This is a genomic window from Streptomyces atratus (genome assembly GCF_900119365.1).
Lineage (GTDB): Bacteria > Actinomycetota > Actinomycetes > Streptomycetales > Streptomycetaceae > Streptomyces > Streptomyces atratus_B.
In genome coordinates this window covers 350,730-362,999 of the sequence record NZ_FPJO01000002.1, presented here as the reverse complement: position 1 = coordinate 362,999, position 12,270 = coordinate 350,730, and the positions used below count along the sequence as shown (strand labels likewise).

Annotated in this window: 15 protein-coding genes; 6 read left to right on the top strand and 9 right to left on the bottom strand. The window is 69.7% G+C overall.

Translation table 11 applies throughout. The annotated features are described in order from the left end of the window. Nucleotides 1-56: 56 nt before the first annotated feature. Both BT364_RS05735 and BT364_RS05730 read left to right on the top strand, forming a co-directional pair. Entirely contained in the window at nt 57-716 is a 660-nt protein-coding gene (locus tag BT364_RS05735; protein ID WP_072483983.1) for a DUF1707 SHOCT-like domain-containing protein, read from the top strand. A gap of 257 nt (nt 717-973) precedes the next feature. Beyond that, nucleotides 974-1,357, top strand: a complete 384-nt coding sequence (locus BT364_RS05730) for a WhiB family transcriptional regulator (RefSeq protein WP_072483982.1) — start codon at nt 974-976, stop codon at nt 1,355-1,357. Between the two features lie 140 nt (nt 1,358-1,497). Here BT364_RS05730 and glpX read toward each other — a convergent pair whose 3' ends face one another. Further along, the gene (gene glpX / locus BT364_RS05725) at nt 1,498-2,529 is read right to left on the bottom strand and encodes a class II fructose-bisphosphatase (protein WP_072483981.1); all 1,032 of its coding nucleotides are present in this window, start codon (nt 2,527-2,529) and stop codon (nt 1,498-1,500) included. A 141-nt stretch (nt 2,530-2,670) separates the two neighbouring features. Between glpX and BT364_RS05720 the strand changes: the two genes are divergently transcribed. Then, nucleotides 2,671-3,189, top strand: coding sequence for a DUF4245 domain-containing protein (locus tag BT364_RS05720; RefSeq protein WP_072483980.1), 519 nt, complete (start codon nt 2,671-2,673; stop codon nt 3,187-3,189). A 121-nt stretch (nt 3,190-3,310) separates the two neighbouring features. On the opposite strand, the gene BT364_RS05715 is transcribed toward BT364_RS05720, so the two are convergent. The 4 genes from BT364_RS05715 to BT364_RS05700 form a co-directional block, all read right to left on the bottom strand. Further along, complete coding sequence (locus BT364_RS05715) at nt 3,311-3,901, bottom strand: malonic semialdehyde reductase (protein ID WP_072483979.1); 591 nt, start codon at nt 3,899-3,901, stop codon at nt 3,311-3,313. 159 nt (nt 3,902-4,060) lie between these two features. Beyond that, on the bottom strand, nt 4,061-4,324 hold the full coding sequence (locus BT364_RS05710; RefSeq protein ID WP_072483978.1) for an exodeoxyribonuclease VII small subunit: 264 nt from the start codon (nt 4,322-4,324) through the stop codon (nt 4,061-4,063). A 58-nt stretch (nt 4,325-4,382) separates the two neighbouring features. Continuing rightward, the gene (gene xseA / locus BT364_RS05705; RefSeq protein WP_072483977.1) at nt 4,383-5,594 is read right to left on the bottom strand and encodes an exodeoxyribonuclease VII large subunit; all 1,212 of its coding nucleotides are present in this window, start codon (nt 5,592-5,594) and stop codon (nt 4,383-4,385) included. Between the two features lie 75 nt (nt 5,595-5,669). After that, entirely contained in the window at nt 5,670-7,061 is a 1,392-nt protein-coding gene (locus BT364_RS05700; RefSeq protein WP_072483976.1) for an APC family permease, read from the bottom strand. Nucleotides 7,062-7,162: 101 nt separating this feature from the next. Here BT364_RS05700 and BT364_RS05695 point away from each other — a divergent pair, with 101 nt between their 5' ends. Further along, the gene (locus BT364_RS05695) at nt 7,163-8,152 is read left to right on the top strand and encodes a 4-hydroxy-3-methylbut-2-enyl diphosphate reductase (RefSeq protein ID WP_371268179.1); all 990 of its coding nucleotides are present in this window, start codon (nt 7,163-7,165) and stop codon (nt 8,150-8,152) included. Between the two features lie 66 nt (nt 8,153-8,218). Beyond that, nucleotides 8,219-8,956: a polyphosphate--glucose phosphotransferase gene (gene ppgK, locus BT364_RS05690; protein ID WP_072483974.1), complete on the top strand. Its 738-nt coding sequence runs from the start codon at nt 8,219-8,221 to the stop codon at nt 8,954-8,956. A gap of 25 nt (nt 8,957-8,981) precedes the next feature. Here the strand turns inward: ppgK and BT364_RS05685 are convergent, their stop codons facing one another. Beyond that, nucleotides 8,982-9,527 (bottom strand): DUF6542 domain-containing protein, encoded by a 546-nt coding sequence (locus tag BT364_RS05685; RefSeq protein WP_072484195.1) that lies wholly within the window; start codon nt 9,525-9,527, stop codon nt 8,982-8,984. Between the two features lie 263 nt (nt 9,528-9,790). Between BT364_RS05685 and ychF the strand changes: the two genes are divergently transcribed. Then, complete coding sequence (gene ychF / locus BT364_RS05680) at nt 9,791-10,879, top strand: redox-regulated ATPase YchF (protein WP_072483973.1); 1,089 nt, start codon at nt 9,791-9,793, stop codon at nt 10,877-10,879. Nucleotides 10,880-10,962: 83 nt separating this feature from the next. Here the strand turns inward: ychF and BT364_RS05675 are convergent, their stop codons facing one another. The 3 genes from BT364_RS05675 to BT364_RS05665 form a co-directional block, all read right to left on the bottom strand. Continuing rightward, nucleotides 10,963-11,226, bottom strand: a complete 264-nt coding sequence (locus tag BT364_RS05675; protein ID WP_072483972.1) for a type II toxin-antitoxin system RelE family toxin — start codon at nt 11,224-11,226, stop codon at nt 10,963-10,965. Next, a complete protein-coding gene (locus tag BT364_RS05670; protein WP_072483971.1) occupies nt 11,219-11,488 on the bottom strand; it encodes a type II toxin-antitoxin system Phd/YefM family antitoxin in 270 nt (89 codons plus the stop codon). The genes BT364_RS05675 and BT364_RS05670 overlap by 8 nt, the downstream gene beginning before the upstream one ends. 219 nt (nt 11,489-11,707) lie before the next feature. Next, nucleotides 11,708-12,214 (bottom strand): DUF2004 domain-containing protein, encoded by a 507-nt coding sequence (locus tag BT364_RS05665; RefSeq protein WP_072483970.1) that lies wholly within the window; start codon nt 12,212-12,214, stop codon nt 11,708-11,710. Between the last annotated feature and the right edge of the window lie 56 nt (nt 12,215-12,270).

Genomic DNA, 12,270 nt, shown 5'->3' with positions numbered 1-12,270 from the left:
GGCGGGGGCGGGACAGCCACTAGTCGCGATCTATCGCGTTTGGGTACCCTGGGCCGGTGGACCTCGAAAAGCAGCCCCAGCAGCCAGCGGCCCCGGTGGAGCCGGCCGGTATCCGTGCCTCCGACGCGGACCGCGACCGGATCGCGGACATCCTGCGGGAAGCCATGGCCGAGGGCCGGCTCACCGTCGACGAGCACGCAGAGCGGGTCGATGCGGTCTACCGTGCCAAGACCGTCGGCGAGCTGGAGCCGCTGGTACGGGATCTGCCCGCCCCGGCGGGCACCGCCCGCCCGGCCGCCCCCGGCGCCTACGGCCAGGAGAGCCCCACGGGCCCCGCCGAGAACCTGGTGGCGATCTTCAGCAGCTCGACCCGCAAGGGCCGCTGGCGGGTCGGCAGCCGTACGAACGCCTTCGCGCTCTTCGGTAGCGTGGAGGTCGATCTGACCGAGGCGCTTTTCGGTCAGAGAGTCACCGTCATCAATGCGACTTCCGTCTTCGGGAGTGTGGACGTCAAGGTCCCCGAGAACATCTCGCTGCGCGGCAGCGGAACGGGCATCTTCGGTAATTTCGAAGTCGCCACACTGGAATCCGCGGACCCCGAAGCGCCGGTGGTCGTCGTCAACGGCTATTCCGTGTTCGGTAGCGTCGAGGCGAAGCCCAAGCGCGGGAAGTTCATCGCGGATCTCCAGGACCGGCTGCGTAAATACCTCGGATAGGGGCGCCATTCTCCGGCGCGCTCTTCGCCGCACTCCCCACCGCGCTCTTCGTCGCGTTCGCGACAACCACGAGAACTCGCGGAAACTCCTGCGAAACCCGACCGGCCCCGGCTAAGCCCTTCGAAAACAAGCCAAATTCCCGGTCGACGGGAATTGCACCCCTGGAACCGGGTGCCACTCAGTGCATGGGCGCGCGCACAGCGGGTAGGGAATGCTGCATCGTCTCTCGCTCGCGAAGCCGTCGTCAGGAGTAGACCGTGCTGCCACTGCCACATCAGCCCCTGCAGGTCGCCGTCGTCCCTTCCCAGCGCACCCCCGCGCGGGAGGACCAGGCCGGCCCCTGGCACTCGGAGGCGGTGTGCCGCCGGGACGAGGCCGGGCTGTTCTTCGCCCCGTCGAAGGAGCCGACTGCTGCCAGACTCGCGCGCGAGGAGTCCGCGAAGCGGGTCTGCGCGCGCTGCCCGGTGATGATCGAATGCCAGGAGCACGCGCTCATACAGCCGGAGCCGTACGGGGTGTGGGGCGGGCTCACCGCCGCCGAGCGCCGTGTGGTGCTCGCCCGCCGCAGACGGCGCGAGATGGAACTCAAGGCCTCGTCCGCGTCCGCCGGCGCTACCGGCCGCGTCGCCGCGGCGGGCTGACCGCCCCGGCGGTCCCGGGTGCGGCCCGGGTCCGTACGGCCGGCAATCGCGCGCACTGCCTCGACGGCGGCTACGCGAAGAGGCGCCCCCACCGCACATGGGGGGCGCCTCTTCGTGTTCCGCCTCTTCTGCTGCCGGACCTACTTCGCGCGGTCGAAGTCGATCGCGCTGTAGGCACGCAGCTTCGAGAGCCGGTGCGTGGAGTCGATCTTCCGGATGGTGCCGGACTTGGACCGCATGACGATCGACTCGGTGGTCGCCGTCTCCGCGCGGTACCGCACGCCGCGCATCAGCTCACCGTCCGTGATGCCGGTAGCGACGAAGAACACGTTGTCGCCGCTGACCAGGTCGTCGGTGGACAGCACCCGGTCCAGGTCGTGCCCGGCGTCCAGCGCGCGCTGCCGCTCGGCCTCGTCCTTGGGCCAGAGCTTGCCCTGGATGACACCGCCGAGGCACTTTATGGCGCAGGCCGAGATGATGCCCTCGGGGGTGCCGCCGATGCCCATCAGCAGGTCGACGCCGGTCCCTTCGCGGGCGGCCATGATCGAGCCCGCGACGTCGCCGTCGGAGATGAACTTGATCCGGGCGCCGGTCTCGCGGATCTCCTTGACGATGCCCTCGTGGCGCGGGCGGTCCAGGACGACGACGGTGACGTCCTCGGGGGCGGAGTTCTTCGCCTTCGCGACACGGCGGATGTTCACCGCGACGGGGGCGTCGATGTCGACGAAGTCGGCGGCCTCGGGGCCGGTGACCAGCTTGTCCATGTAGAAGACGGCCGACGGGTCGAACATGGCGCCGCGGTCCGCGGCGGCCAGTACGGCGATCGCGTTCGGCATGCCCTTGGCGTTCAGGGTCGTGCCGTCGATCGGGTCCACGGCGATGTCGACCTCGGGGCCGGTGCCGTCACCGACGCGCTCGCCGTTGAACAGCATGGGGGCTTCGTCCTTCTCACCCTCGCCGATGACGACGACGCCGTTCATCGAGACGGTGGAGACGAGGGTCCGCATGGCCTTCACGGCGGCGCCGTCGGCGCCGATCTTGTCGCCGCGGCCCACCCAGCGCCCGGCCGCCATGGCGGCGGCCTCAGTGACCCGGACCAGCTCCAGGGCGAGGTTGCGGTCGGGGGCCTCGGGGGAGACCTCGAGCTGAGACGGCAGATGATGCTCGGACATCGGAGCGCACCTTTCTGTACGGCGACGACCGGAAGAGGGTGCTTCGACTCTATCGTCAGGTCGACAAAATGAGCAGACCGGGTCACTTTTGAGCGGCTGCCCCCGGGTCGGGCCCATCGGGGCCAATGCGACCATGGACCCGTGGCTAGCAAGCGAGGCAAGCAGACGGTGCGGGACATGTTCCTGTCGATGGCGGTCATCTCCGCTGCGGCAGGGGTTGTTTACATCTTCGTTCCGCACGACGAGAACGCCAACCCGGTCAAGGCGGTCGACTACCGGGTGGAGCTCCTGACGGCCCGGCGTGCGGCGCCGTACCCCGTGGCCGCGCCGGACGGACTGACCGAGAAGTGGAAGCCGACCTCGGTCAGCTACGACCGCGAGGCGGGCAACAGCTGGCACCTGGGCTTCCTCGCCCCGGAGGGCAAGTACGTCGCGGTCGAGCAGTCCACGTCCCCGGCGAAGAAGTACGTGACCGAGGTCAGCCAGGACGCCAAGGACACCGGGCGTACGCAGCAGGTCGCGGGCGAGACCTGGCAGCACTGGAAGGGCCCGAAGTACGACGCCCTCGTGCGCCACGACAAGGAATCGACCACGGTGGTCACGGGTTCCGCCTCGCTGGAGCGGCTGGCGGAGATGGCCGCCGCCCTCAAGACCTCCTGACGCCGCCGCCGGGGCCTGCCGTCCCGGTGCCGCTGCGGCCCGTACGGCGAAGGCCCTGGAGACTGGCGAAGGCCCTGGAGCACCGAGTGCTCCAGGGCCTTCCGCATGCGCGTGGCGACGGTCAGACGGTCGTGACGACCTCGTCGTAGGCGAGGCGCGGCAGACGCGGGAACCAGGCGTCCTCGCCCGGCTTGCCGATGTTGACGACCATCAGCAGGCTGTGGTCGCCGTCCAGGAACTCCTTCTCGATGCCCGCGGCGTCGAGACCGGTCATCGGGCCCGCGGCCAGGCCGGCGGCGCGGACGCCGATGATGAAGTAGGCGGCCTGCAGCGCGCCGTTCAGCGCGGCGGCCGACTCGCGGACCGGGCGCTCGGAGAAGAACGCGTCCTTGGCCTGCGGGAAGTGCGGCATCAGGGCCGGGAGCTCCTCGTGGAACTCGTTGTCGGTGGCCAGGATCGCGACCAGCGGGGCGGTCGAGGTCTTCGGCTGGTTGCCCTCGGCCATGTGCTTCACGAGACGCGCGCGGGCGTCGTCGGAGCGGACCAGGACGACGCGCAGCGGCGACTGGTTGAACGCGGTCGGGCCGTACTTGACCAGGTCGTAGATCGCCTGGACCTGCTCATCGGTCACCGGCTCGTCGGTGAAGGTGTTGGCGGTGCGGGCCTCACGGAAGAGGAGGTCCTGGGCGGCGGGGTCAAGAGCGAGGGACATCGTGCGTATTACCTTCCGACGTACACGTGGATCGAGCAACGCGGATCACCGTAACGGAGAGGTAGGTTAACTTTCAACTAAAAGGGAGGTGTAGTGATTCGTTCCACAGCGCTCCTTGATCGTTGCAGGCAGCGCTCTCAGCGATTGCCGGAGGCGGCCTCAGCCGTTGTCGGCCGCCGTGCCGCCCCTCTCCGGCGAGTCGGCCGGGCCCGCCAGGGCCGCGTCCAGCCGGGCGCGCGCGCCTTCCAGCCAGTGCCGGCACACCTTCGCCAGCTCCTCGCCCCGCTCCCAGAGCGCGAGCGACTCCTCCAGCGTCGTACCGCCCGCCTCCAGGCGGCGCACCACCTCGATCAGCTCGTCGCGGGCCTGCTCGTAGCCGAGCGTGCCCGTGGCACCGGCCGCCGTAGTCGCGTCGTCCGTCATACGTCCCACCCTACGTTCCGGCCCACCGGGGGCCATTGACCTACACCTGCGGGGGCGGTCACTCGCCGACCCGAACGGCGAACTCGCCGCCCGAGACCCGGGCCCGGAGCACCTCGCCGGGCGCCCCCGCGTCCCCGGGATTCCGTACGACATGGCCGTCGGCCCGCTGCAGCACCGCGTAGCCGCGCTCCAGCGTCGCCGCCGGTGACAGGGCGACCACCCGCGCCCGGGTGTGGGCGAGCTCCGAGTCCGCCCGGTCCAGCAGATGCCCCAGCACCCGCCGGCTCCGCCCGATCAGCGCGTCGGTCTCCGACGCCCGCTCGTCCACCATCCGCTGGGGATGCTCCATCGACGGCCGGCCCAGGGCGTGCGCCAGCCCCCGCTCCTCGCGGTCCAGCAGCCCCCGTACCGTCCGCAGCGCACGGTCGCGCAGCTGCCCCACCCGGTCCAGTTCCTCGCCCACGTCCGGTACGACCTTCTTCGCCGCGTCCGTCGGCGTGGAGGCGCGCAGGTCCGCGACCAGGTCGAGCAGCGGCGAGTCCGGCTCATGGCCGATCGCCGACACCACCGGCGTACGGCAGGCGGCCACCGTCCGGATCAGCTGCTCGTCCGAGAACGGCAGCAGGTCCTCCACGCTGCCGCCGCCCCGCGCCACCACGATCACGTCGACATCCGGGAGGTCGTCCAGCTCCTTCACCGCCTGGACCACCTGATTCACCGCGTGCACACCCTGCACCGCCGCGTTGCGCACCTCGAAGCGGACCGCGGGCCAGCGCCGCCGGGCGTTCTCCAGCACATCGCGCTCGGCCGCCGACGCCCGCCCGCAGACCAGACCGATCAGCTGCGGCAGGAACGGCAGCGGCTTCTTCCGGTCGAGCGCGAAGAGCCCCTCGGAGGCCAGCGACTTCTTCAGCTGCTCCAGCCGGACCAGCAGCTCACCGATGCCGACCGGCCGTATCTCCGTGGCCCGCAGGGACAGCTGGCCGCGCGGCGCGTACCACTCGGGCTTCGCCAGGACGACGACCCGCGCCCCCTCCGTCACCACGTCCGCGATCCGGTCGAAGACCTGCCGGAAGCACGTCACGCTCACCGAGATGTCCTGCGACGGGTCGCGCAGCGTCAGGAACACCACCCCGGCGCCCGGCCGCCGCGACAGCTGGGTGATCTGCCCCTCGACCCAGACCGCCCCGAGCCGGTCGATCCAGCCCCCGATGAGCCGCGACACATCACCTACGGGCAGCGGAGCTTCCGCGGACGTTTGGAGAGCCATGCGAGCGAGCGTATCCGCCCCCGCCGACAATCGGGCGGCCACGACGAAGGCCACCCCGGCCCGGCCGCTCCCCGCTCAGGCCGTACGCCGTCCCCACTGCAACGCCAGCACCACCAGCCCCACCCCGAACCAGCACACCCCCACCACCTGGGCGCTCCAGGTCGCCTCCACGATCACCGCGATCAGCGCCCCCGCACCCACCACCGGCACCAGCACATGCCGCCACCAGCTCGGCGGCCCCTCCATCCGGCGTACGGCGAACCAGCCGACCACCGACGCGTGCAGCAGCACGAAGGCCGTCAGCGCGCCGATGTCGACGACCGACACCAGATGGTCCAGCCCGTCGGAGCGCAGGGCCGCCCACACCGCGGCGATCAGCGTCACCGTCGCGGCCAGCAGAATAGCGAGCCGCGGCACCCCGGACCCCGGGTCGACCCTGGCGAGCAGCCGGGGCAGCCGCCGTTCCCTGGCCATCGCGAAGAGCAGCCGGCCCGCGGCGGCCTGCCCGGCCAGCGCCGCGAAGGCCGCCCCGATCGCCTTGCTCACCGCCACCAGATCGTGCAGCCAGCTCCCGACCGCCGAGTCGACCGTGTCGTAGAACGCCGACCCCTGCGCGGCCGGATCGGCGGCCAGCTCCGCCGACGTCATCGGTTCGAGCAGCGCCGCCAGATACGCCTGCGCCACGAACAGCACACCCGCGAGCACCAGACAGAACAGCAGCGCCCGAGCCACCTTCGCCGAGCCCCCGGTCACCTCCTCCGCGAACGTGGCGATCGCGTCGAAGCCCAGATACGACAGCACCGCCACCGACACCGCCCCCAGCACCGCCGAGGTGGAGAAGCCGGAATCACCGGTGAGCGGAGTCAGCCAGCCGCGCTGCGCCCCGTCCCGTACGAGAACCACCACCGCCGACACCAGGAACACCAGCAGCACCACGGTCTCCATCGCCAGCACCGCGAAACCGACCCGGGCGGCGGCCCGCACGCCCCAGAGGTTGAGCAGCGTGGTGACGACGACGGCGAGCGCCGTCCACACCCACCGCGACACCGACGGCACCAGCGCGTTCAGCGCGATCCCGGAGAAGAGATAGGCGACCGCCGGGATCAGCAGATAGTCGAGCATCGCCATCCACCCGGCGATGAACCCCGCCTCCTCCCCGAGCCCCTTGCGGGCGTACGCGAAGACCGAACCCGCCAGCGGGGCGACCCGCACCATCTGGGCGTAGCTGAACGCCGTGAACGCCATCACCACCGTCGCCGCCACATAGACCAGCGCGACGGCGCCGTCCGACTTCGCGTCGAGCGTTCCGAACACCCCGACGGGTGCCATCGGCGCGATGAACAGGAGCCCGTAGACCACCAGATCCCGGAAGCCGAGCGTCCGCCGCAGCCTCCCGCCCTCCTGGTGCGCCCCCGCCGCCTCCGCGACCCCGCCCCTGCCACCGCTGCCGCTGCCGCTCTCCGACATGAGCCCTCCCTGGGGGTCGCGTACGGATCAGTCCCGCCGGACCGCGTACGGATCAGTCTCGCCACCCGGCCGATCTTCCGCGCGTTCGACTCGGCCTTACGATGGGTCGCATGACTGCTACGACACCTCGCCGCGTCCTGCTCGCCGCTCCCCGTGGCTACTGCGCGGGCGTGGACCGTGCCGTGATCGCCGTGGAGAAAGCCCTGGAGCAGTACGGCTCCCCGGTGTACGTACGCCACGAGATCGTCCACAACAAGTACGTCGTACAGACCCTGGAGAAGAAGGGCGCGATCTTCGTCGAGGAGACGGCGGAGGTCCCCGAGGGCTCGATCGTGATGTTCTCCGCGCACGGCGTCGCGCCGACCGTGCACCGGGAGGCGGCCGAGCGGAAGCTCGCCACGATCGACGCGACCTGCCCCCTGGTCACCAAGGTCCACAAGGAAGCCGTCCGCTTCGCGCAGGACGACTTCGACATCCTCCTGATCGGCCACGAGGGCCACGAGGAGGTCATCGGCACCTCCGGCGAGGCCCCCGACCACATCACGCTGGTCGACGGCCCCGAGGACGTCGCCGGTGTCGAGGTGCGCGACCCGTCCAAGGTCGTCTGGCTCTCCCAGACCACGCTCTCCGTCGACGAGACGATGGAGACGGTCGGCGCGCTCAAGGAGAAGTTCCCGCTCCTGATCTCGCCGCCCAGCGACGACATCTGCTATGCCACGCAGAACCGCCAGATCGCGGTGAAGCAGATGGGCGAGGACGCCGACCTGGTGATCGTCGTCGGCTCCAAGAACTCCTCCAACTCGGTCCGCCTGGTCGAGGTCGCCCTCGGCGCCGGCGCGAACGACGCCCATCTGGTCGACTTCGCCGAAGAGATCGACGAGGCCTGGCTGAAGGGTGTCTCCACGGTCGGCGTCACCTCCGGGGCGTCGGTTCCCGAGGTCCTGGTCGACGGCGTCCTGGCCTGGCTGGCCGAGCGCGGTTTCGAGGACGTGGAGATCGTGAAGGCGGCCGAGGAGTCCATCACCTTCTCGCTGCCCAAGGAGCTCCGCCGCGATCTGCGCGCCGAGGCCGCCGCGCTCTCGGAGCAGTAGCCCCGGGCATCGGGACGTTCCGCTTTCGGGAAGTGGGCCGGGCGGCCTGCCCGTACCGTGGACTGCATGCAGATCTTCGGCGTGGACATCGGCGGATCCGGGATCAAGGGCGCTCCCGTGGACCTGGACCGCGGAGACCTGGCGCAGGAGCGCCACAAAGTACTGACACCGCACCCGGCCACGCCCAAGGACGTGGTCGAGTGCGTGGCCGAGGTCGTCGGCCATTTCGACTGGTCCGGCCCGGTCGGCGTCACCTTCCCGGGCGTCGTCACCGGCGGTTTCACCCGTACCGCGGCCAATGTCGACAAGGGCTGGGTCGACACGGACGCCCGCGGCCTCCTCGGTGACCGGCTGAACCTCCCCGTCACCGTGCTGAACGACGCGGACGCGGCCGGTGTCGCCGAGATGACGTTCGGCGCGGGCCGGGGCCGCAAGGGGACCGTGATCATGCTGACGCTCGGTACGGGCATCGGCAGCGCCCTCTTCGTCGACGGCCGGCTCGTCCCCAACACCGAGCTCGGTCATCTGGAGCTGAACGGCCACGACGCGGAGACGCACGCCTCCACCAAGGCCAAGGAGGACGAGGACCTGAGCTGGCACCACTGGGCGCACCGGGTGCAGAAGTACCTGAACCATGTGGAGATGCTGTTCTCGCCCGAGCTCTTCATCATCGGCGGCGGGGTCAGCCGCAAGGCCGACAAGTTCCTGCCCCTGATCGAGCACGTACGGGCCGAGATGGTGCCGGCGGAGCTGCAGAACAACGCGGGAATCGTGGGCGCCGCAATGGCGGCCGCGGGCCGCTAGGCCCTGTCGGCCCAGGGGCCGCTCTTCACCGTCGCGGCCGGCGCGGCCCCCGCGAGGAGGGGCGTGCCGACTGCGCGGCGGGCAGTGTGCGGCGATGCCGCTGACGCATCAGCCGTACCTTCCGCACGGTCGCGATGAGCCCGGCGATGAGCGTCCCGCCGTACAGCCAACCGGCGTGCAGGGCGAGCGCGGTGACGACCGCCATGGTCCGGCCGCCGAAGCCGCCCGTACCACCGGCGATCGGTACGACTCCGACGGCGAACGCGATCGGCACGATGATCGGCGCGATCACCAGGTCCGCGGGCCGCACCCACAGCGCGGTCAGCGCGCAGACCGGCAGGAACAGCACCCCGAACACCACCGGCGAACCGTCGAGGGCCAGCAGGTCGAGGCAGGCGATCACGAACATGGTCGCAGCGGCGAAGAGCCCGGCCCCGACGCCGGTCAGCCGGGGATTGGGCAGCCTGCGCAGCGCGAGCACGACGGGCGGCACGGGACGGGAGCGGCCCTCCGGCGCGCTCACCACCCGGTAGACGGCCGCGGTCTCCTCGATGGTGCCTTGCGGGGACAGCGGGGCCTGGCGAGACTGCCTGCGCTGCGGGGGACGTGTCCTGTGCTGCTCCACCGGGACAACGTAGGTCGCCGGGCGGGAGGAAACAGGTGCGGGACACGCCCTTTGGGCGACCTAGGGGATGAGTTCGATGCCACACGGCCGAACGGGAACCGGACCGGACCCGTGGTTACCCGGTTGCCCCCGCCCGTAAACTGGAGAATCGGCCCACCCGGGCCCGCAGCGTTCCCGCCCACCGCCTCACTCCTCAGGAAGTCGCCAACGTGTCGCTCACGATCGGAATCGTCGGCCTGCCGAATGTCGGCAAGTCGACCCTGTTCAACGCCCTGACCAAGAACGACGTGCTGGCGGCCAACTACCCGTTCGCCACGATCGAGCCGAACGTCGGCGTCGTCGGCGTCCCGGACGCCCGCCTGAACAAGCTGGCCGAGATCTTCGGCTCCCAGCGGCTGCTCCCCGCGACGGTCGACTTCGTCGACATCGCCGGCATCGTCCGCGGCGCCTCGGAGGGTGAGGGCCTGGGCAACAAGTTCCTCGCGAACATCCGCGAGTCCGACGCGATCTGCCAGGTCATCCGTGCCTTCAAGGACGAGAACGTCGTCCACGTCGACGGCAAGGTCTCGCCCAAGGACGACATCGAGACGATCAACACCGAGCTGATCCTCGCCGACCTCCAGTCCGTCGAGAAGGCCGTCCCGCGCCTCACCAAGGAGTCCCGCCTCCAGAAGGAGAAGGTCGCGGTCCTCGCCGCGGTCGAGGAGGCCCAGAAGATCCTCGAAGCGGGCGACACCCTCTTCCACGCCGGCATCACGGCCTCCACCGAGAAGGGCCGCCTCCTCCACGAGCTGCACCTCCTCACCACCAAGCCGTTCCTCTACGTCTTCAACGTCGACGAGGACGAGCTGGTCGACGAGGACTTCAAGAACGAGCAGCGCGCCCTGGTCGCCCCCGCCGAGGCGATCTTCCTCAACGCCAAGATCGAGTCCGAACTGATCGAGCTCGACGACGACGAGGCCCTCGAACTCCTCCAGTCCATGGGCCAGGAAGAACCCGGCCTCGCCACCCTCGGCCGCGTCGGCTTCGACACCCTGGGCCTGCAGACCTACCTCACGGCAGGCCCGAAGGAAGCCCGCGCCTGGACGATCAAGAAGGGCGCCACGGCCCCCGAGGCGGCCGGTGTGATCCACACCGACTTCCAGAAGGGCTTCATCAAGGCGGAGATCGTCTCCTTCGAGGACCTGGTCGAAACCGGCTCGGTCGCCGAGGCCCGCGCCAAGGGCAAGGCCCGTATGGAGGGCAAGGACTACGTGATGCAGGACGGGGACGTGGTGGAGTTCCGCTTCAACGTGTGATTGGACGTGAACAACGGCCTGACCTTCGAGAAGGCAGGTCAGGCCGTTGTGCTGTCCGCAGTAGTCCGCAGAACCTGAAGCGGCTACGTGTCGTAGACCGTGGAGCGGTGTCCGACGTGTACGACCCACACCACTAGTTCCCCGTTGTCGATGGTGTAGAAGACGCGATAGTCGCCGACTCGTAGGCGGCGGCGCTCAGGCTGGGATACAAGTGCCGTGGTGTTGAAGCCGAAAGGGTCGCTCTCCAGCTCTGTCAGTTTGGCCAGGATACGAAGCGCCATGTCGCGAGGGATTTTGCGGAGCTCGGCCTGGGCCTCGGGTCGGAACACCGTGCGGTAGTCACTCACTGCGTGCCAGCGTCTCCCTCATCACGTCCTCGATCGGGACGCCGGCGGCCGGGCTCGCCATGCGTTCGTCGATGATGCGGTTGATCTCGCGCTCTTCCCACTCCTGGTACTTGCGCAGCACCTCGATCGAGACCACGGCGGCGACCTGCTTGCCGCGGCGGGTGATGACAGTGGGCATGTCGTCGCGGTCGGCCCGTTCGACGACTTCGGCCAAGTGAGCGCGTACGTCGCGAATGGACTCTATGGGCAGCGGCTGAGTCATGCCCCGAGGGTACCGAGTGTGCCATGTGTACACAATCTGGGTTGCATGCACTCGTTGGGATGAGCTGCCGATTGGGTGGCTGATTCCGGGACAGAGATCCGGGGGCAGTTCTTTCCATTACCCACGCCGGCGCGGTCCGGGTCTTCAGCGCCCAGGATCGATGCGCCGTGCCCCGTTCGGTGCTGTCGGGTTGCCACCACCGAGGCGGGGCTGACGCCGTCAGCTTTCCCAGTCGACGGAAACCACGGCCCCGTCGCGGGACATCTTGACGGCAAGGAGTTCGTCACTGGCCGCAGCGTCGATCGTGTAGTCCATGACGATCCGGGCCTTGGCCTCGCCGATCAGGTGCCACAGCCCGATCCGAACGGGGTGCATGGCTGCAGTGAACGCGTCGGCGCTGATCGCTTCGCCGTTCGCTTCCCGGGTGAGGCGTTTGATCACCTCGATGTCGTCGAGTTCGGCGGCGTGGTGGTCGATGAAGTAGCGATCCTGCTGCAGGTCCTCACGGATTGCCGCGCGAGCCGCGGTGTCCAGAGCCGGCAGGTGGGCCAGGTGCGTCGCGAACGCATCCAGTTCTCCCGTATCCAGCCCGGAGCTGGGTTCGGCCCACAGCCGGACTTCGACCTCACTGCTTCCCAGTGCGGCTGTGCCTTCCCAGATGACTTCCGTCTCGTCCACCGGCGGAACCTCAAGGTGCCCGAAGTAAGGGTGATCGATACTCTTCATGGGGCCTGTCATCTCGATGGGCGGGGGCGGCTTGAGAAGCAGTGAACGTTCCTGGT